Genomic DNA, 21,124 nt, shown 5'->3' with positions numbered 1-21,124 from the left:
AGTTTTAATGATGGTGGCATTCACAAGCATCATGCGTATCAAAAGAGAGCAAGGACGGGCAGTCCGACAGCAGCTCAATAAAGGCATCGGCCATAGAAATCTGTGTCACCATACCCTCACCTTCCATATCAAGCAGCGCATCATACCCTTCTTTGCCTTTCATGGTATAAGCGGAAGAGGTTCCCCAGTACAAGGCTTCAGAATCCACCGCTTGCCACTCACCATCTAATTGGATCTGCAGTTGTGTAATGCGTTGACCTATGGGCTTATCCGCTAAGTATTGATAACGCAGGTGATGGCAATATGGATAGCTACCTGAGCCTGTTCCTTGCACGCCATTACTGAGCGCGTTATTGATCGCCCCTTCAAGAGCGCGTGCGATCACTTCACCTTTCACTTGGTAAACGCCGATCGGCACGGCAAATGGCAAAAGCTTTCCTGCCACATCGGCAACCGAGATGCTACCCGGCAAAATTGACGTACGGACACCACCCGCATTATGGATGGAAAACTGAACGTCTAAGCCACGCTTATTCAATGCATACACAAATGCTTTCGCGACCAAAGGGGCAATCTCACTGCCACCTTCAGCATCCGGTATGCGCAAATGGCGTAAAGTGCGATCCGCGTGAGCGATAATTTGTTGTTGCAATTGACGCACTTGGGGGATGTATTTCTCCTGCAATAGACTTTGCACCACAGGATCTTTTTTACACACCACCACATTCGGATGGTTATCCACTTCATCACGCGCTTGGCTATAACGCTCACTGATCTGCTCTTGGCTCATGCTGGCATCAACAAACATCCGACGCCCGAGCAGTAGCTCATTCCGCCCTTCAAATCGGGTCACCTCACCATTGGCGGCAAAATCAATCTGACAATGGCCAAGAGTAAGCGCGTAAAATCCAGCTTGAACGATATAGGTGTGATTGATTTTTAAGCCATATTCATCTTGACTGCCGAGGCCAAGGGCTGAGAAATCACCTTGTAGTACATGGCTATGCCCTCCCACAATCACACTGATCCCAGACACTTGTTCCGCTAATGCAATGTCACCGTCATAGCCTAAGTGACTCAGCAAAATGATCTTATTGATACCGTGTTGGTAGATTGCCGCAATCGTCTTTTTAGCCGTCTCGATGGCGTTCACAAACGGAGTATCACTGTCTGGGTTGGCAATATCGGCCATCTTATCAATCGACAGGCCAAAGATAGCAATTCTTTCACCCTGCGCCTTTTTCTCAATCCAGCGTGCATGGCCCTGAAGCGCATCATAACTGTAAATTTTAGGGTTGCTCCCCAAACGCAGTGATTTGCTGTCTCGTTCTTGTGATAAATCCCAGTTGCCTGCCAGCAAAGGAAACTGAATGCGCTGCGCGAATTGAGCAACGGGATAATTTCCCATATCCAATTCATGATTACCGATGGCCATCGCGTCTAACTTGAGTGCATTGAGCATGTCGGCATTCGCTTTACCTTTGAACAGCGAAAAGTAGAGTGTTCCTTGGAAACAGTCCCCCGCATGTAAAAACAGAAATTCGCGCTGCATGCGCTGCGCATCATCGCGTAATTGAGCAATACGGGTTGCAATTCGAGCAAAGCCCCCAGCACTGACAAAGGGTTTTAAAATGTCCGCATCATGTTCCAGCGTCAGTTGTAACGAGGTAGGTTCAAAGTAGGAATGGGTGTCATTAATGTGTGCCAGCGTGATCGACGCTGGCTGATTTTTTCTTCTCATAGGCATACGTCTTCTCTCTTTTCCACTCCTATCCTAGCCCGCCGATCATGACAGAATCGTGACTTTTATGAAACCTCTCTGAAATTTTAGTGACGCTAAATAACTTATGTCACATTTTCTTGGCCTTATTCATTACAAAAATGTGAACTCTGGTTTGAAAAACCAAGCTTAACACCCTGCTTATATTGGTTTTTTCCTTTATTCTTAAAGAAAACCTCATAAGATATGGGCTCTGGTGAGGAATCTAAGGAGCAGCCTATGCATTTAGAGCGAATTGAAATCGCTGGTTTCCGTGGCATCCGCCGCCTATCACTGACCTTTGATGAAATCACCACACTGATTGGAGAAAACACTTGGGGTAAATCGTCCCTGCTGGATGCCCTATCTGTGGTATTGCCGGCGGATGGCACTCTGTACCCATTCACCCTGCAAGATTTCCACGTTGATTACTCCATTGCCGATACGCAGACGCAAAATTTGCAGATCATCCTTGTTTTCGCCGCCAGCGACCTTCATGAGCCCAAGGCTGGGCGCTATCGCAAACTCAAACCGCTCTGGCAAACCGATGAACAAGGGGCGCAAAAAATCATTTATCGGATCAGCGCCTCAAGGGTCAAATATGACATCAGCACTCAATACGCTTTTCTAGATTTAGAGGGCAACTCACTCACTCTGCATCACTCAGAAAAATTGGCGCAAGAGTTGATGAGTTTACATCCAGTGATCCGCTTAAAAGATTCTCGACGTTTTGAAAAATCGCTCGCCAATGGCAACGGCAAGAATGCTCGTGTCGAGAAACGGATCAGCAATACGTGGCGACGTTTAATGGCGACGCCCGGACACGTTAATAAAGGCGAGATCCGCAGCAGTTTGAGTGCGATGAACTCTCTGGTTGAGCACTACTTTTCGTTCAAAAGTCAAAGCCGGAAAAATCCGCGCCGCGAACGCGACAGCTTACTGTATGCCGTCTCTCCGAGTGAAAAAAGCCTCAGCCAAATCATTCATGAAACCAAAAATAAGCAGACTAAGCTGCTACTTCTTGGTTTACTCAACGCGTATTTACAAGGCAAAGGGCCCAAAGAGCTGCGCCGCTGTGCTCGGCCGATTTTGATCATTGAAGATCCGGAAGGTCGTTTACACCCTACGCACCTTGCCCGAGCTTGGAGCTTTTTAGATTTGCTCCCCATGCAGAAAATTCTCACCACCAACAGCAGTGATTTACTGGGGGCAGTGCCTTTGCATTCGATTCGTCGTTTGGTGAGAAAATCCGATCGCACCATTGCGACCTCCGTTTCGCAGCGCAGTTTAAGTCGAGATGAGTTGCGCCGCATTGGTTTCCATATCCGTTTTCACCGCTCGGGAGCGCTCTTTGCTCGCTGCTGGCTGCTGGTTGAAGGTGAAACGGAAGTGTGGCTATTTAACGAGCTCGCCCATCAATGCGGATACAACTTAGCTGCAGAAGGTGTGCATATCATCGAATTTGCTCAATCAGGGCTAAAATCCTTAATCAAGGTTGCGCGGGCGTTTGGCATTGACTGGCATGTGGTGACCGATGGCGATCCTGCGGGAAAAAAATACTCGTCGACCGTGCGGGGATTATTGGGACATGATCAAGAGCGGCATCGCTTAACCGAATTGCCCGATCGAGATATTGAACACTTCCTCTACTCAAACGGATTTGAATACTTCTTCAAAGAGCTGGTTAAAATTCCTCATGACCACCCGATCCCCGCCAAAAAAGTGGTCTCTAAAGTTCTGAAAAAACACGCGAAACCGGATTTGGCTTTGGCGATCGTTTCACATTGTGAAAGCAACGGGACAGAGTGTATTCCTGTACTCCTACGCTGGACGTTAAAACGAGTCATCACAATGGCAAACGGCAATACCTAGGATTGGTAAAGGTTTTCATCTACACACGGATTGAATCCCCCCAACCTAGCTAGGGGCTCGTACAAAAAAGCCACACAAAATTGTGTGGCGGTATCTAAATTCTTTCGATACGAATTATCAGGGGTACTCTTTACCAATCGTTTTTTACTAATAGGTTTTTTCACCAATAGGTTCTTTCACCTATAGCTTTGACACCAATCGATTCTGAGAATAGTTTCACACTGACCTTCACGCTTAGCGAGAAGTCATTTCGCTCACGATGTGCGTTTGTTCAGCGCGAGGTTGCTTGAGCTTGTGATGTAACCAAAGACCGCTGGCTTTCATCAGATAACCAAACACACCACCGAGCATTAAAGACGGGATCACCAATTGCCAGTTTCCCGCAGCAGCAAAGGTTGCGCAGCAACCGATAAAGGTACCTGGGATATAAGCCAACCAGGATTTTTGCGCTTGGATACACATGATAAAAGCCACTAAAGCCGTCACAACGTAACCGATAATCTCAATGCCAACCCATTGACTGGCATGAATGATCACCATTGCCCAGAAAACACCCGTTAGGTTGGTTAATAAGCTCTGACCTAGCCCTTTCAAGCCATCTTTAGGGGACGCAAAGTAGCTCGTACAGCCAAGAAAACCAGCCCATGAGAGCAAGCCGAGTGAAACCGCAATCCATCCCCAAACACCAGAGAGAATTCCTGTGGTTAACGCAATAGCAAACAGAGTGCTCATACCCGCCTCATACATGCTGAAAAGTTTTCAGCTTTGGTGAATTAAGGCGACATGCTAACCTAAGAGAATAGGAATATTAGTGATAAAAGTCACAATGAAATGATAGTGAAATACTTTATTACATTCATTTGGTGACGCAACCGATAAATCAACAGGTTCAGGAAAAATGATACCCCTTATAAGATGCTCGGTTTCCCTTTCATCATGCGTAATCCTTCACGCTTAATGCACTCTGCCAGTGGGTTCTCCTCCATATCCGCACGCCAAATAAAAGAGAGAGTACGTTCCATATTAAGTTCCGGTACATTGAGCGCAACCAGTAATCCACTTTCGATAAAGCGTTCTACATCCAAATACGGTAGGCAAGTCAAATAAGGACCGTTGGCCACCAGCGTGCGTAACACAGGAACATGTTCATATTCGCGCCAAACATCTAAGTCTGGGATTAACGGATGGATCACACTATCAAAAATATTGCGAGTTCCTGCGCCTTGCTCGCGCAGAACCCATTTCGCCTGTTCAAGCTGAGCGAGGCTGACCGATTCACGTTTCGCAAATGGATGATGTGCCGAAGCAACAATGGTTAAGTGATCGCGACACCACACCTCTTGATAGATGCGGTTGTCATCACAACGCCCTTCGATAATGCCAAGATCGTATTTATAGTCGAGAACACCTTCGATCACCCCCTTGGTACTTTTCACGCCCAATGAGATGCGAATCTCAGGAAAGTCACTATCAATAATGCTGATGAGATCAGGCACCAAGTGTTCCGCAGGGGTTTGACTCGCTCCTAAGCGAATCTCACCACTTAAAAGATGTTGGTCATAAAAGCCCATTTCGATCTGCTGGGCATCTTGCAGTAAACGTTTTGCTTTAGGGCGTAACCACATGCCCCAATGCGTTAATGCCATCTGTTTACCTTGTCTTTCAAACAGAGGACGTCCGAGCATTTTTTCCAACTGAGCTAAAGACATGCTCGTTGCTGATTGAGTGAGCGCCAGTTTATCCGCAGCCTGGCTGACACTGCCACAATCGGCAACTGCATCAAATACCGCTAATTGCTTTAATGAATACCGCACTGCCTATCCTATTCTTTTCATTCATTGTTTTGCTCCATATGAGCAAGCGGTTTCATTTTACGCTTCATCCTTGCCATATCAATAGAATTGATGAGGTTTTTAAAAATTATCAATTTTACCTTTACTCCTTTGCCCCCCTAATCTGATGGCGTAGCAACGCATAAGGTGTTGTGTACTAAACGGAGGTAAACATGAAATTGAGTTTGGGGAGCGAATATGTCTGCAGCCTACTCTAAAAATCAAAACTGCTTTTCACCCACTGAAATGATGGCGGAAGCAGAAAAGTTCGCGCTGAGTAAAGCAAAAAAAACCAGCGGTATGATCTTAGGTCTTTCGGTCATGGCGGGCGCTTTTATCGGTTTGGCTTTTCTGTTCTACATTACCGTCACCACGGGCAGCGCTTCTGCCGGCTGGGGATTGAGCCGACTGGCGGGTGGTGTAGCGTTCAGTATGGGGCTGATTTTGATCGTCATCTGCGGTGGAGAGTTGTTCACAAGTTCTGTGCTATCTAGCATCTCATGGGCAAATCGCGAGATCAGTTTTGGAAAAATGCTCTCTATCTGGGGCAAGGTGTACGTCGGTAACTTTATCGGTGCCATTTTTCTATTGCTGTTGGTGACGGCGGCTGGCCTTTACCAGCTTGATGACGGCCAATGGGGTTTAAATGCCCTCAATATCGCGCAGCACAAACTTCATCACACCACAGTACAAGCTTTTGCCTTGGGAATTCTATGTAACCTACTGGTTTGTTTGGCTATTTGGCTGACGTTCAGTTCAGCGAATGCCATGACTAAAGCGGCCATGACCATCATGCCTGTCGCCATGTTTGTCTCTAGCGGTTTTGAGCACTGTGTGGCCAATATGTTCATGGTTCCACTAGGTATTGTCATTCAAAACTTCGCACCAGACAGTTTCTGGCAACAGGTCGGTGTGACAGCCAGCCAATACAGCGATTTGAATGTCACTCAATTTATTACGGCGAACTTAATACCCGTCACTCTCGGCAACATTGTGGGTGGTGCCGTGCTGGTTGGCCTCGCCAACTGGAGCATTTACCGCCGCCCTCAATTAAAAGCCGCCAATGTTGTCACGATTACGGAAACTCAAGCACTTACGTCAGTCAAGGAAACTCTTATGAAAAGCACAATTACAGTAAAAGATATGATGAACACTCAACCTGTTACTCTCAGCGTTGATATGACTACTCCAGCCGCGATCGACACCCTGCTCGACCATCATTTGTCCTCCGCTCCAGTTGTCGATATGCAAGGTCGCTTGGTTGGCGTACTTTCTTGCCATGATGTAATGGTGGATCTGTGGTGCCAAGACTACTTGCCAAGCCAAGACCAAAAAGTGGTAGATCTGATGACCCGCGATGTGATTGCGATTGACATCAATGACAAGCTGGTGGATGTGGCTGAGTTCTTCTGTATTGATAAAGAACAGCTATTCCCAACTACAAGCATGGGCATTGCCACTCGCTTCAACGCTCTGTCATTAGAAGAACGCGCGAAAAGTATGAAGGTAAACAAACCACATATGCTGCCTGTTCTACACAATGGTCAGTTAGTGGGAGTACTGGAGCGTAATGATGTGCTTGAAGCACTGCGCCCGATTTATGGTGAACGGGTAAGAATTGTCAAAGATAAAGCGTTGGCTCGCGCTTAGCTCTCGTTTTGGTTAGGAAATAAGTCGCTTAACCAAAAGCAAGCCCCCAAATTTTGGGGGCTTTTTCTACTCATCTAAGCCATGAATGAGTAAGGAATTAACATCGATTATTTTTGAACGCCTTCCACATGCAGTTCCATATCGACATAACTAGAAGCCCCCATAACTTGAATGCCGAAATCTTTCAGTTCAAGACGGGTAGTACCCACAAAACCAGCACGCTGACCACCCCATGGATCTTGCCCAGCGCCGATAAACTCAGCATTGATCACGATGGGTTTAGTTTGACCATGCAGAGTCAAATCACCTTTCACTTCAAGCTGACCATTGCCTTTATCAACTACTTCGGCGCTCTTGAAGGTCGCGGTCGAATATTTCGAAGCATCGATAAAATCTGCGCTGCGAATGTGCTTGTCACGCTCCGCATGGTTTGAATCTAGGCTGCGTGTATCCACATTCACCACAACACTCGAAGCAGCAATGTTGGCAGGGTCGTAAGAAAACTCACCATCAAATTTATTGAAACGTCCCTTAATGTAGCTATAACCCAAATGATTCACTTTGAAGTTGATTGAAGCATGCGCGCCTTTTGTATCAATCACATAGTCAGCGGCATTAGCTGCAAATGGGATGGACATGACTGCAGCAAGACCAACTGCCATTAGTGTTTTTTTCATTTTGATGCTCCTGTCAGCATTTTACGTAACGTGTTATCACGGTTAATAAAGTGGTGTTTAAGTGCGGCGACGGCATGCAGCCCCGCCAGTATGATTAAGCCCCAAGCAGTATAAAAATGGATGTTGCCTGCGATATCCGCTTGGTTTTCAAATAGAGCCCCCGCCCCAGGTACCGTAAACCAGTTGAACACCTCAATACCTCGACCATCTTCCGTTGAGATGAGATACCCAGAGACAAAAAGAACAAACAATCCAACGTACATCAAGTGATGAGCACTTTTAGCCGCTACGATTTCCCAGCGTGCGCCTTCAATTTTCGGAGATGAAGAAAGCGCTTTCCAAATCAGACGAAATAACGTCAAACCTGCCAGTAACAAACCTACCGACTTATGCCAGTGTGGTGCTGTGCGGTACCATTCACTGTAGTAAGAGAGATCCATCATCCAAGTGCCAACGGCAAACATACCGATAACGACCAAAGCAGAAATCCAATGGATACTGCGAGTGACCAAGTTATAGTGTTGGCTGTCTGAATTTTTCATTACGTCATTGCTCTTATCGTGTTTCAGTTACAGGGTTGTAGCTTATTGGTTAACAATTATTCACGAAAGAGTATTTACCATTTTTTACGTTGCGCATAGCCAACCGAGTTGAAGAAGTACATCAAAAAATTAGAACGAACTTTTGCCGAATATAGACAACACCCACCAAATCTGGCTTTCAACACCATTTAAAGACTCATTGGCACAAATGATGTTTCATCACTGACTTGTAACAAAATATAAATTAGCTAAAGCATAGAGAAATAAAAACCGAACAAGATTTATTCAACAGAAAAGCGCTAGAGATCAAGAAGTCCCCCTTTCTTGCTAGTGACAAAGTGTAACTGTGATAATCTTGCATTGCTTTTGTAAGGGAGAACAACATCTTGCTACTGGATATCGTCACGCAAAGTGTCAATGAGTTTCAGGTGGACTGCCTCAGATTATGTGAGAAGCATTATCCAACCATTCATAATCAAGGAATGAGTGAACACCACTTAGGTTTAGCGTTTGCAAGACGTCTTGCCAGAACCCTAAGTGAATTTGGCCATCCTTGTGAATACGCCCCCATCGAGTCGACATATCAACGCGATTTACCTCACCACTTCCGAGTATCCAGTGACGCAGGTACGGTGTGGATCTTAACTCATCATCTAATGAGCGCGGGTAAAGCTTGCCGAGCCAAGTTGATGCGAGACATTAGCCAGTGGAAACAAGAATATGCTTATGTGATTCAGCCTAATGATTTACTGCTGCTACTGAGCGATCACTGGATGGGACGCAGCCAAAAAAGCCGTGAGCTGCTCCATTGGTGGACTGGGCAGTTGCCAGATGAAATGGAGGAATACCATGCTCAAGGCATAGGGCTACAAGAAAGTGACTCTCAATTAACCCAAACGTTAGAACATTATTACCAGATCAGCCCTTGTTTCATAAAATTTGGGCACCCACTGAAACGCTCTAAGAATCAACAACTGGTTCGAAAATATGTACAACTTTATGCCGTTTTACAGTGGGGCTAATCGTTTGCTCCGCTGATTATTTAGATTTCACCCTACTTCTATCGCCACAAAAAGTGAGCTACGTCGATATTTGTAAAACCTTTTTGCGCACAATCTACAACCTTATTTATTGAGCACCGCAATATGACGGATTGATGTATTTTTTATGCATATTTATGTGAACCCCATCATCCATGCCTAACACAATGTAATTTAAGGTGTTACTTAAGCAATGCCTACTTTTGATTGAGACTGCATAAAGCTTAATTTAGCTCAAAAATTCATTTTTATGACTCATGCTATCGTGCTACAGCAAGATTGACAGTATGAACGTTTCGCCAATAACATGGCGTGCGTCAAAAGTCTTACTTCAGGGAAACATCACGCTGTATTTGCCTAAGGATGCTCAATTTGTATGGTTCTGACTGATAAAAAACAATTTCTCGACTGCATCCATTACGATGAAGATGGCGAGTATTACGCGAGATATAATGGATTAACCTTGCGCAGTGTCTTTCAACCCATTTTTGATAAGCAACATCAGGTTGTGGGCGCTGAAGCACTGGTTAGGATTTTTACACAGCATCACACACAAATCCGACCTGATCTGTTTTTTCATTCTGAGATTTTTGCTGATGATGACAAACTAAATGTTGAGCGCTTAAGCAGAGCTATTCATATCCGCAATTTCAGCCTTTCGCCTTATCGCGATACACGCTTGTTTCTTAATGTATTACCCGTTGCTGGTGAACAGTTTGCCAATTGCAACATCAGCACTACTTTACTTGCTCACAGGCTTGCCGAATTAAATATTCCTCATCAGAAAGTGGTGATGGAATTAGTTGAAATTGAATCTGGCGATGAAAAGACGCTACAACTCGCCACACAACAACTTGTTGCAAGCGGCTTTCAAATCGCGATCGATGATTTTGGTTGTAAAGCCTCCACTCCAGAACGAGTAGCGATGCTGCGTCCCAACATCATCAAGCTGGATAGACAATTACTGCTCGATTTTATGGCGGGTGATTGTTGTGGATTGCTGGCTGGAGTAAAGCTGGCACAGAAAACAGGCGCACATACGGTTATAGAGGGTATTGAAACAGCGGAACAACTCGCCGCGATGCAAAAACTCGATATCAATATGTATCAAGGTTACTACCTAGCGCTCCCAGAAGGCATTGCTCAAGCCGTTAAAGTTGTCAATTCAAATTAGTAATTTTTAGTTATTAATCAATATGATAAAGGGAGAAAACATCTCCCTTTATTCACTTTAACATCAAACTGACTAAACCTTAAATTTTCCTACTAGTTGATCGAGATGCTCACACTGATTACTCAAACTTTCGCAAGCTGACCTAGCCTGTCGAACCATATCCACCATCTGTTTTGAGCTGTCCGCTATATTTTGAATATTCAGATTTACTTCGGCACTCACCACGCTTTGTTGCTCTGAAGCAGACGCAATTTGGATATTCATATCATTCATGTGAGTAATAGACGTTTCAATTTGCTGCAGTGATTGCTGTGCTTTATCAGCATTTTCTAGAGTTTTATTACGACTTTCGGCACTACGCGACATAACATCAACCGCTTGTCTCGCTCCTTGTTGCAATTTTTCGATCATAGTTTGGATTTCACCAGTACTATCTTGGGTTCGACTCGCCAAAGAACGAACTTCATCTGCTACGACTGCAAACCCCCGCCCTTGCTCTCCTGCTCGGGCAGCTTCAATTGCCGCATTCAATGCCAATAAATTGGTTTGCTCTGCAATGCCACGGATCACATCCAAAACAGACGCAATATTATTTACTTCATGATCTAATTGGTGAATGACCGTGGTGGCACTTTGAATTTCTGTTGATAAATGCTCGATAGACGCCACTGTATGACGAACCGTTTGTTGCGTTTGCTCAACTTGTTGATCAGCCATCTGGCTAGATTGAGCCGCTTGGCTGGCACTATCACTGACCGACTGACTCGTTGCTTGCATTTCATTCACAGCTGCAGCAACAGCATCACTCTCTTGTTGTTGGCCTGATGCAAATGAATTTATCTGTTGGGTGGACTTGAGAATATGTTGCATCTCATGTCGTAAGTGAACTGTCACTCCAACCACTTCACTGATGGTATTGTGAATGCGGGACACAAAATGATTGAATTCTGCAGAGAGTTGCCCCAGTTCATCATTACTTGACATATCGAGGCGACGAGTTAAGTCACCATCTCCTTGAGCAATGTCCGCCATAGCACCTTCAATGCTTTTAATTGGCTTAACAACAAAACGTTGGATACCCCAAAAAGCAATCGTTGCACTGAGCAAAACAGCAAGAAGGCCAACAAATAAAACTTTATCATTAAAAGCTTCAATCGTTTTATATTCGCTATTCAATTCCTCAAGCAATTCATCAATAGATACGCTGAACTCTTTGAGCAATGCGCGAATAACAACAAATTCGTCATGGATTCTTTGTTGGTGAGCACGGTAATAAGCTTCAGCCTGTTCAGGCTTTTCGAACATAGGTCGATAAAGTTCGATCCAATTTTCTGTTTTGTCTAATAACTGGTTAAAAGAATAACTTTGCTCTTTTGCTAACAAACCACTATCAAGCAACGTTTTGACTTTTGCTAGGCGTTGTACAGTTTTTTCTGTATTGATCTTAAATTCGTTCTTAAGATACTCAACTTTATCTGCCGACCTAGCCAGAAGCAGCCCTTGCGCCGCATCACTTGTTTGATACAAATCTCGATAAGCATCTTCAAGACTCATCATGACTGGGTAGATTTTGTGATTGAGTGCATCTGCAATTTCACTTTGCTTACGTGATTGAGAAAGATTCACCAACGAAACTGCGAGAAAAGTAATTAAAATTGCGACAACAGGTATAGTGAGTTTGTATTGAATTTTCATCATCATTCCCAAGATAAAAGATAGAATGTCATTCTCTAAAAGAGAATCTAGAAATTCTTTGATGTATGCAATAATTTGTACTGATAACTCATGTTATTTGGGGCAATTTCAACCCAAACGTTCATTTTTCCCACAACGGAAAGAAATAAACATTCTGATTCAGTGCGCTTACAGTAAGGTATCAAATCTATAAGGTAAGATTCCCGCATCCTGCGTAAAGTGTTAGCATTGGCGCATTCTAATGACCATAGCGTCACAGAGTTGAGAGCGAGGTGGCTCCTGCTTACACCATGTTAAGCGCCATTCTTATCACTCAACTCATTTAAGACTGTATTAAAAGGCTAATTTTTCAAATGGTTAACAACTCAATCCAATGGTTTCCGGGACACATGCACAAAGCACGCAAGGAAATCGAAGAAGCGATTCCGCAAGTCGATGTGATTATCGAAGTGCTTGATGCGCGTATTCCTTTCAGTAGCGAAAACCCGCTGATTTCGCATATCCGTGGGGAAAAACCTTGTGTGAAGGTACTGAATAAGCGCGATCTTGCGGATCCTGAGTTAACCGAGCTGTGGATTGCTCATCTTGAGCAAGAAAAAGGGGTGAAAGCGATGGCGATCACCACATCCAATCCGCAAGAAGTGCATAAGATCTTAGAACTGTGCCGCAAGCTCGCTCCACAGCGTGAAGAGATCGGCAAAAACATTCGCACCATGATCATGGGCATTCCTAACGTAGGAAAATCCACCATTATCAATACATTAGCGGGTCGTGCGATTGCTCAAACCGGAAACCAACCCGCAGTGACTCGTCGTCAACAGCGGATCAATCTGCAAAACGGAATAGTGCTCTCTGATACTCCGGGAATTTTGTGGCCAAAAGTGGAAAACCCTCATAGCGGTTTTCGTTTAGCGGCAACCGGTGCAGTAAAAGACACCGCAATGGAATACGATGAAGTCGCGTTTTACACCGTCGAGTATCTGGCTAAGCACTACCCAGAAAGATTGAAAGAACGTTACCAAATCGATGAACTTCCAGAAACCGATGTTGAATTGATGGAAGAAATCGGTCGTAAGCGTGGCGCACTACGTGCGGGCGCGCGAGTGGATCTGCATAAAGCTTCTGAAATCCTACTGCATGAGCTGCGCCAAGGTGTACTTGGACAAATAACCTTAGAGCGTCCAGAAATGATCACCGAAGAGTTACAACAAGTTGAAATTGATGAAGCGATGAAAGCGGAAGAGAAAGCCAAACGCAAAGAAGAGCGCCGTAAGCGTTATCTGCGTAATAAACGCTAATATTTCCGCTCATAACAGAAAGGCGAGTTTTACTCGCCTTTTTCATGAATACAAATAAACGCCTGTGATTTACGCTTGTGGAATGCCCGCAATCTTAAGCAGTATGCTTTCTAAATCACTCCAAGGCATCAGTTGTGAATCAATCACTTCTAAGCGTGATTCAAAACCTTCTAGGCTCATTTCAGTCACAGAAACCACGCCATTCGCCACGTTGAAGGCGTAACAGCCACGATCAGTGTTTAGCACCCCTTTCACTCGCTCGGCGGTTAAATCATTGAGCAGCTGAAACAACAAATCAAAGTTGAATTGATACTCCGCGCCAAACAGCCAACCACAGCTAAAATAACCTTGGCCACGATTTTCTTTACGCAAAAACGACTGCTGTGGTGCAAGCTGGAATTGCGGCTCTTTAGCAGCGTGATGATGGTGATGGGAATGAATATGAGTCGAGGCATGGCCGACTAAACGCGGCATATCCAGTAACTCAATAGGGAATTGCCCTTGCTTGATGAGCTGACTAAACGTTTTTGCTGGCATCTGGTCAGTGATCCAAGCATTAAAGGTATCAATGTCACTACTGCTGCACTGATCGACTTTGTTACCCAAAACAATATCCGCGCTCGCCAGTTGGTCATTGAAATTTTGGTTACTGCGGTATTTATCCATGCTCAAGTGGCGTGGATCCATCAACGCAATCGTGGCTTTTAAATCCACATAAGGCTGATACTGCTCAGAAATTAACGTGGCGACTACTTGCTTAGGATGCCCTAATCCTGTGGGTTCGATGATTAAACGATCGGGCTTTTGACGCAACAAGGCGTTAATGCCAACGGACATTGGAACCCCAGCCGTGCAGCACAGACATCCCCCGGTACTTCTTTGATCATCGCACCCTGCTCGCTCATGATGGCACCATCAATGCCAATCTCACCAAACTCATTAACGAGCACAGCCCATTTTTCATGCGCAGGTTTCGTGGCTAGCAGGTGCAAAATCGCGGTGGTTTTTCCAACGCCCAGAAAACCCGTAATAATATTGGTCGGAACTCGATTGATCATGCTGATTCTCCTTTTGGCCGCAGTATATCCAAAAGCTTTTAAAGAAGCAGTTTCAATTTTCATGGACAGCGTAAAAGCTTAAATGCAAAAGGCGCACTGAAAAGCGCGCCTTTTTCCTCGTAGACTCAATCGTGAGTTTTTGCGAATTCGCTTGGCTATATATGCAAGCGTCTCTTAGCCGAGGTACTGATATGAACGTTTTGATTCCATCCAAATTGTCTGTAAGGTTCCATATCCTCCATCAGAAATGTTCTCACTAACCTTACGCTTTAACTATGGTACATAACGCTGGATTTTCCAGAAAAGTTACTCATTTTTTGGTATAGATCTCAATTTTTTCAGAATGATCCATTAAATCAATTATATATGGAAATCAATATTTCAACTTTGTCGCTATAGTTGAACCTTATGCAGCGTATAATTCCGGCACATCTTTTCCTCCAATTCATCAGTAGGTGTCATTCGTATGTCAACAAGAGAGACGTTTAAGATCAGTTTGCTGGCCAAAATGCCTAAAGATGTGATTAATCAATTTCTCTCAAAAGATAAGGCGCCCTTCTCAGTTTTGTTTTTATCATTGCTGGTTGGCATTTTGGCTGGCTTGGTCGCCACCTATTTTGAACAGGCGGTACATTTAGTCTCAGAAACTCGTACCGATTGGCTAAAAAGTGAAATTGGTAGCTTTTTACCACTCTGGTTGGCTGCTTTTCTGATCAGCGCATTTCTCGCTTTCATCGGTTATTTTCTTGTCCACCGCTTTGCTCCTGAAGCTGCGGGATCTGGTATTCCAGAAATTGAAGGGGCGATGGATGGCATGCGCCCCGTGCGTTGGTGGCGAGTATTACCGGTGAAATTTTTTGGCGGCATGGGCGCGTTGGGCTCAGGTATGGTGCTCGGCCGCGAAGGTCCTACAGTACAAATGGGCGGCGCCGTTGGGCGGATGATCTCCGATATTTTCCGTGTCAAAAATGAAGATACGCGCCACTCATTGCTGGCCGCGGGTGCGGCAGGAGGTCTTGCTGCCGCATTTAACGCGCCTCTTGCTGGCATTATGTTTGTGATCGAAGAGATGCGACCGCAGTTTCGCTATACCCTGATCTCGGTACGTGCGGTGATTATCTCTGCAGTAGCGGCCAACATTGTGTTTCGCGTGATCAACGGACAAGATGCGGTGATCACGATGCCACAATACGATGCGCCGGAATTGTCGACGCTAGGGTTATTCTTACTTCTTGGTGCACTATTTGGCGTATTTGGCGTGCTGTTTAACTATTTAATTACCCTTGCCCAAGATCTGTTCGTTAAATTTCATCGCAATGACCGTAAACGCTATTTATTAACGGGTTCAATGATCGGTGGCTGTTTCGGGTTATTGCTGCTCTATGTGCCAGAGTTAACGGGTGGCGGTATCAGCTTAATTCCCACTATCACGAATGGCGGCTACGGAGCGGGTATTTTATTGCTGCTGTTTGTTGGCCGAATTTTTACCACTTTACTTTGCTTTGGCTCAGGTGCGCCCGGGGGGATTTTTGCTCCTATGCTCGCACTAGGTACCCTGTTTGGTTATGCCTTCGGCTTGATCGCTAAAGTGTGGTTCCCAGAACTGAATATTGAACCTGGGATGTTTGCAATTGCTGGTATGGGTGCGTTATTCGCCGCAACCGTGCGGGCACCTATCACGGGTATTTTATTGGTGATCGAAATGACCAATAACTATCACCTGATCCTCCCACTGATTATTACCAGCTTAGGCGCGGTAATTTTTGCCCAATTACTGGGTGGACAACCCATCTATAGCCAACTATTACATCGCACTCTGAAAAACCAAAAATTACAGCAACAAGATTTACCACCGCAGAGCCCCAACTCATAAAAGTCAATTTGCCTAAAGTAAAGGGAACCCAGATAATAGCCGCTCGCAAAACAAGCGGCTTTTTATCATTTTAAAATCAGGATTTTTATACCTAAACGACTTGGCGTTGCAGCATCAAGTAGGAAGGGGATACTAAGGAGTAGCAATTGAATTGGCATAGATTTACCCAAGTACAAAACGTGCCCCCTTCACAAGCAGCATTAGCGTTAGGCATGATTGGGCTCGGCCATGCTTGGGTGCTCTATTATCCCGCCGTTGGCATGGCGATTCGCCCCTACTTAGCGTTCAGCGGAGCCTTGCTACTGCTCCCTGTGCTGCTCAAATATCTTCATTGGCGTACTTTCATTAACGATCTTAGGCACCCCGTATCAGGGAGTTTAATGGCGCCGATGAGTATGGCTTTACTCATCCTATGCGACTATCTCGCGATTCTATCCCCTTTCATTGCCTATCCGATCTGGGCGGCAGCCCTATTACTGCATTTAACCATGATGACACTGTTCTTCTATTTTCAGCTACGTCAATTCAAGCTCGCAAACATTGTGCCTAGCTGGTTTTTGTATCCGGTCGGCGTCATCAGCAGTTCACTTGCAGGCACCCAATTTGGACACACCCTGTTTTCGGAAACCATGGTTAACGTCTGTATCGCTATCTATTTCGTCATGCTGCCTCTCGTGCTTTACCGGTTGGTGTTTGCGGGCACGTTACCGAAAAGAGCGCGTCCAACACTGGCGATTATGGCCGCGCCCATTAATCTGACCTTAGCAACTTATCTGGTCAATTTTGCGCAGCCAGACCCGATTCTGACAGGGGCTTTAGCGGGCATTGCCATCACCATGACCTTACTTATCTACCTCTGTTATCTGCGTTTACTACGTCTGCAATTTCAACCTTCCATTGCAGCGGTCACATTCCCATCGGTGATCAGTGCAGTTGCCATGCAACGTTTAACGGAGTTTTTCGCCACCGATCATCCACACTGGTATTGGTTACATTATTTTGGCTTTTTAGAAATCACTATTGCGACTATTTTGGTTATCTGGGTATCTTGGGGATACATTAAAATGTATTGGCCTGAGCTATTTAAAAATAATTCAGCTAGAACTTAAAATATTTTTAATATCAGAATATTCTTCGGGGTAGAGTCCCTACCCCTAATGATTTCCCCTCCTCTCACCATCGATAATTATCAATTCTTCTATACCACTAATAAAATTGATTTTTCCTAGATGACAGATTTTTTTAATTACGCAATATATCACCCGTCAGCTGGCGTTAAATTATTAAGAATTAGGACATATTGCGATGAATAAACCACAACTTCCTGATTTTATTCAGGATAAGATAAATCACTATATTGAAAATTATTTCGATATAAACAAAAACGGTAAACATCTAGTATTAGGCAAACAAGCCAGCTCAGATGACATTATTTTGCAAAGTAATGACTATTTGGCGCTAGCAAATCATCCATTGATTAAAGCTCGCTTAGCTAAATCATTACTGGAAGATCAACAAAGTTTATTTATGTCAGCCTCATTTCTACAAAATGACTATGACAAACCCATGATTGAGAAACGTTTGGCCAAGTTCACTGGCTTTGATGAATGCCTATTATCTCAATCTGGTTGGAACGCAAACGTCGGTTTGTTACAAACCATCTGCCAGCCCAATACCAATGTTTACATTGATTTTTTCGCGCACATGTCGTTATGGGAAGGGGCACGCTACGCCAATGCTCAGGCGCATCCTTTTATGCATAATAACTGTGACCATTTACGTATGCTGATTCAACGTCATGGTCCTGGGATCATTGTCGTAGACTCGATTTACAGCACTTTAGGTACGATTGCACCGCTAGCGGAACTAGTCAATATCAGCAAAGAGTTTGGCTGCGCCTTATTAGTCGATGAATCCCACTCTTTGGGCACACATGGCCCTAATGGTGCAGGTTTATTGTCAGAATTAGGCCTCACTCGTGAAGTGCATTTTATGACCGCAAGTTTGGCCAAAACCTTTGCTTATCGCGCAGGAGCCATTTGGTGTAACAATGAAGTGAATCGTTGCGTTCCTTTCATTAGTTATCCGGCTATTTTTAGCTCTACTTTGCTACCTTATGAAGCGGCAGGATTGGAAACTACATTAGAAATTATTGAGTCTGCGGACAATCGACGTCAGCATTTAGATCGTATGGCGAAAAAATTGCGTATCGGATTAACCCAACTGGGATTAACCATTCGTAGTGAAAGCCAAATTATTGGTTTAGAAACGGGAGATGAACGGAATACCGAAAAAGTACGTGATTATTTAGAAAGTAATGGATTGTTTGGCTCAGTATTCTGTCGCCCTGCGACTTCAAAGAATAAAAATATTATTCGTTTATCACTCAATAGTGATGTGAATGATGAGCAAATCACCAAAATAATTGAGGTTTGCTCCAATGCGATCAAATGTGGTGATTTTTATTTTCGATAGTAAATAAAAAATCTATTTCATTTTTACAGTGGGAGGTTTACTCCCACTTTATACCCACGATGCCACTTTATTTAGCAATACATCTCGGTCGGCAGGCTTCACAATAAAATCATTCATGCCCGAAGTTTGTACCAAAGCCAAGGTTTTAGGGCTGTTATCACCAGTGTAACCAATAATCGGAATATTTTTGTAATCATGCTCAGAACCACGAATTAAGCGAGTCGCTTCCAATCCCCCCACATTTGGCATTTCAATGTCCATCAACACTAAGTCGATGTTTTGGCTATTCATATGCTTGAGTACTTCACTGCCATCATTGGCTTGCACTACTTCATAACCTTGCTGTTCAAGCAAAATAGCCGTAAAAGTTCGGATCGATTGATTATCATCAACCACCAAGATGCGACGTTCGTGTCGACTCTTTTTCAGAGGAATCACGTTACGATTCATCGCTAAAGACTCTTGCTCAAACAACAAGCGTTCGATGATTTTCCGCGGCTTTCTCAGAATAGAGTTAATACTGATCGGTTGAATGCGCAGATAACGGTTGATGTTTACCGCGTACGTTTTACCTGGGTCATACACATAACCGATGCAGCCTTGTGTAAAACTCAATGTCCCCTCCAATTTCGGCAGTATTTCCCCCTGTGTTGTCGCGTCATCAAGATCGAGCAAAATAAGATCAAACTCAAATTCATAGTCTTGACGTCTTACTGCTTGCTGTGCAGAAATGGCGGTAAAGCCAAACTCATCTTCCACTGCGAGCTGATTTAACTCTCGAACAATGGTTTGGTTTGAACCGATATAAATAAGCGATTTGGTTTTCAGCAGTTCTGTTTTTATCTCGTCGACTGTGTCGGAATCGTAACGAGGAAAGGTCAATATAAACTCTGTCCATTGACCTTGTTGAGACGCACAGCGAATCGCGCCGCCAAATGCTGTCATCACTTTGCGGCAAAATGGCAAGCCTAGCCCATAGCTGCCATTTTTACCGAAGGTATAGAAATCACGGAAAATGTCTTCCAACATCTCAGGGGCAATACCCACTCCGTTATCACGGACTCGAATGAAGTTGTGTTCACGAGTTTGACCGATTTCAATACGGACAGATAAATGCTCTTTTTGGTAATAAAAGGCATTTTTCAACAGGTTAAATAGCGCATAAGTAAGCAGAGTATCACTTCCAAAGAACTCAAACGGCTGGTGTACTGCAAGTTGTACCGAATGCTGATCCGCAGCATTTTTATACGGAAAAGTTTTCACCGCTTTTTCAATCACATCTACCACTGAGTGTTTTTTAAAACTCGCCGGAGAGACACGGTTTTCATCAATCGAGGTGAGCAGTAAATCAATCGCGTTATTGCCAGAGTAGATGACATCATCAGCTTCATTCAAAATTTGATGCAGCAGATCCAGCTCTTGCGCATCCAAGGAATAATCCGCATGCGCCGCGACTTGCGGTTTAGGGATCATGGTTCGTACAACATCAATCGACGTTTTTAGTGCACTAAGTGGATTACGCATCTCATGAGCAATCCCAGCACCAAAGGTTTTAGCAATCGAGACTTTGGTTTCGTGAGAAATCTGGTTACGGAAAAAACACAAATTCCCAAACACATAAGTGAACAAAAAAATCGGTACGTATTGCCACTCAATCAAAGTGGTCGGACGAAAATCTGTCAAACCATATACCGCGAGATAAGCCATTAACACCGAGAATAGGGCTTGTAACGCCATCACTCTCGTATCGTGCACTAAGAGAATATGAAGGAAAATGGACGCCATAAACGACATCGCCCAAATTGTCGACCAGTCGTTCATCAACATCATGAAACAGAAGAAAAAAGGTAAGCAGAAACCTATGGTGAATAAAAAGTAATCCGGCATGTACCGTTGCCACTTTTTAGGCAGCGAATCACGAAACACCAGTCCAGCGAATAGCACCGCCGCCGCACAGCGCAACCCTAAATTTTCGTAAGGTTGCGGAAACCAATATTCCCAGACGAAGTAGTAGGCAGGAAAGCCGAGCATGCCCATCCATCCAACTAAGGACAGATTGGGTTCTGCGTATTGATACACTCTCTTTATTACATCCATGCTCACTATCACTACCAGTGCATTCTTTTGCTAATCATCAACATGCGCATACTTTAACGTTTCGCTAATTCGAGGTCAGTGA

At 44.4% G+C, this 21,124-nt stretch carries 15 protein-coding genes and 1 pseudogene; 8 read left to right on the top strand and 8 right to left on the bottom strand.

Going from position 1 to position 21,124, the window contains the following annotated elements; all coding sequences use genetic code 11:
• Positions 1 to 4: 4 nt before the first annotated feature.
• The gene (locus CEQ48_RS05320; RefSeq protein WP_089070519.1) at positions 5 to 1,747 is read right to left on the bottom strand and encodes a bifunctional metallophosphatase/5'-nucleotidase; all 1,743 of its coding nucleotides are present in this window, start codon (positions 1,745 to 1,747) and stop codon (positions 5 to 7) included.
• Between the two features lie 252 nt (positions 1,748 to 1,999).
• Between CEQ48_RS05320 and CEQ48_RS05315 the strand changes: the two genes are divergently transcribed.
• Positions 2,000 to 3,631 carry an ATP-dependent endonuclease gene (locus tag CEQ48_RS05315; protein WP_198301096.1) on the top strand — a complete coding sequence of 544 codons (1,632 nt, stop codon included), beginning with the start codon at positions 2,000 to 2,002 and terminating at the stop codon, positions 3,629 to 3,631.
• Between the two features lie 234 nt (positions 3,632 to 3,865).
• Here the strand turns inward: CEQ48_RS05315 and CEQ48_RS05310 are convergent, their stop codons facing one another.
• Both CEQ48_RS05310 and CEQ48_RS05305 read right to left on the bottom strand, forming a co-directional pair.
• Complete coding sequence (locus CEQ48_RS05310) at positions 3,866 to 4,363, bottom strand: DUF1097 domain-containing protein (RefSeq protein ID WP_198301095.1); 498 nt, start codon at positions 4,361 to 4,363, stop codon at positions 3,866 to 3,868.
• A 176-nt stretch (positions 4,364 to 4,539) separates the two neighbouring features.
• Complete coding sequence (locus tag CEQ48_RS05305) at positions 4,540 to 5,445, bottom strand: LysR substrate-binding domain-containing protein (protein WP_001270755.1); 906 nt, start codon at positions 5,443 to 5,445, stop codon at positions 4,540 to 4,542.
• A gap of 216 nt (positions 5,446 to 5,661) precedes the next feature.
• Between CEQ48_RS05305 and focA the strand changes: the two genes are divergently transcribed.
• A complete protein-coding gene (gene focA / locus CEQ48_RS05300; RefSeq protein WP_089070516.1) occupies positions 5,662 to 7,113 on the top strand; it encodes a formate transporter FocA in 1,452 nt (483 codons plus the stop codon).
• A gap of 107 nt (positions 7,114 to 7,220) precedes the next feature.
• Here the strand turns inward: focA and CEQ48_RS05295 are convergent, their stop codons facing one another.
• Positions 7,221 to 7,790, bottom strand: coding sequence for a YceI family protein (locus tag CEQ48_RS05295; protein WP_089070515.1), 570 nt, complete (start codon positions 7,788 to 7,790; stop codon positions 7,221 to 7,223).
• Positions 7,787 to 8,332, bottom strand: coding sequence for a cytochrome b (locus CEQ48_RS05290; protein ID WP_000797827.1), 546 nt, complete (start codon positions 8,330 to 8,332; stop codon positions 7,787 to 7,789). Before CEQ48_RS05290 ends, CEQ48_RS05295 begins: the two co-directional genes overlap by 4 nt.
• 386 nt (positions 8,333 to 8,718) lie before the next feature.
• On the opposite strand from CEQ48_RS05290, the gene CEQ48_RS05285 reads away from it, so the two are divergent.
• Together CEQ48_RS05285 and CEQ48_RS05280 are read left to right on the top strand one after the other, a co-directional pair.
• Positions 8,719 to 9,354 carry a hypothetical protein gene (locus tag CEQ48_RS05285; RefSeq protein WP_089070514.1) on the top strand — a complete coding sequence of 212 codons (636 nt, stop codon included), beginning with the start codon at positions 8,719 to 8,721 and terminating at the stop codon, positions 9,352 to 9,354.
• Between the two features lie 394 nt (positions 9,355 to 9,748).
• Positions 9,749 to 10,546 carry an EAL domain-containing protein gene (locus CEQ48_RS05280; protein WP_089070513.1) on the top strand — a complete coding sequence of 266 codons (798 nt, stop codon included), beginning with the start codon at positions 9,749 to 9,751 and terminating at the stop codon, positions 10,544 to 10,546.
• 72 nt (positions 10,547 to 10,618) lie between these two features.
• Here the strand turns inward: CEQ48_RS05280 and CEQ48_RS05275 are convergent, their stop codons facing one another.
• Positions 10,619 to 12,241 carry a methyl-accepting chemotaxis protein gene (locus CEQ48_RS05275; protein ID WP_089070512.1) on the bottom strand — a complete coding sequence of 541 codons (1,623 nt, stop codon included), beginning with the start codon at positions 12,239 to 12,241 and terminating at the stop codon, positions 10,619 to 10,621.
• Between the two features lie 353 nt (positions 12,242 to 12,594).
• Between CEQ48_RS05275 and ylqF the strand changes: the two genes are divergently transcribed.
• Positions 12,595 to 13,539, top strand: coding sequence for a ribosome biogenesis GTPase YlqF (gene ylqF / locus CEQ48_RS05270; RefSeq protein ID WP_089070511.1), 945 nt, complete (start codon positions 12,595 to 12,597; stop codon positions 13,537 to 13,539).
• A 69-nt stretch (positions 13,540 to 13,608) separates the two neighbouring features.
• Here ylqF and CEQ48_RS05265 read toward each other — a convergent pair.
• Positions 13,609 to 14,597, bottom strand: a pseudogene (locus CEQ48_RS05265) (CobW family GTP-binding protein).
• Positions 14,598 to 15,063: 466 nt separating this feature from the next.
• Here CEQ48_RS05265 and clcA point away from each other — a divergent pair.
• The 3 genes from clcA to cqsA all read left to right on the top strand — a co-directional run bounded on the left by clcA (position 15,064) and on the right by cqsA (position 18,945).
• Positions 15,064 to 16,470, top strand: a complete 1,407-nt coding sequence (gene clcA / locus CEQ48_RS05260; RefSeq protein WP_089070510.1) for a H(+)/Cl(-) exchange transporter ClcA — start codon at positions 15,064 to 15,066, stop codon at positions 16,468 to 16,470.
• Between the two features lie 146 nt (positions 16,471 to 16,616).
• The gene (locus CEQ48_RS05255; protein WP_089070509.1) at positions 16,617 to 17,579 is read left to right on the top strand and encodes a TDT family transporter; all 963 of its coding nucleotides are present in this window, start codon (positions 16,617 to 16,619) and stop codon (positions 17,577 to 17,579) included.
• 196 nt (positions 17,580 to 17,775) lie between these two features.
• Complete coding sequence (cqsA, locus tag CEQ48_RS05250) at positions 17,776 to 18,945, top strand: alpha-hydroxyketone-type quorum-sensing autoinducer synthase (protein WP_089070508.1); 1,170 nt, start codon at positions 17,776 to 17,778, stop codon at positions 18,943 to 18,945.
• Between the two features lie 48 nt (positions 18,946 to 18,993).
• On the opposite strand, the gene cqsS is transcribed toward cqsA, so the two are convergent.
• Positions 18,994 to 21,054: a quorum-sensing CAI-1 autoinducer sensor kinase/phosphatase CqsS gene (cqsS, locus tag CEQ48_RS05245; protein ID WP_089070507.1), complete on the bottom strand. Its 2,061-nt coding sequence runs from the start codon at positions 21,052 to 21,054 to the stop codon at positions 18,994 to 18,996.
• Between the last annotated feature and the right edge of the window lie 70 nt (positions 21,055 to 21,124).

Origin of the sequence: Vibrio tarriae (assembly GCF_002216685.1) — a bacterium.
Classification (GTDB): domain Bacteria; phylum Pseudomonadota; class Gammaproteobacteria; order Enterobacterales; family Vibrionaceae; genus Vibrio; species Vibrio tarriae.
This window is presented reverse-complemented; position numbering and strand designations above follow the sequence as displayed.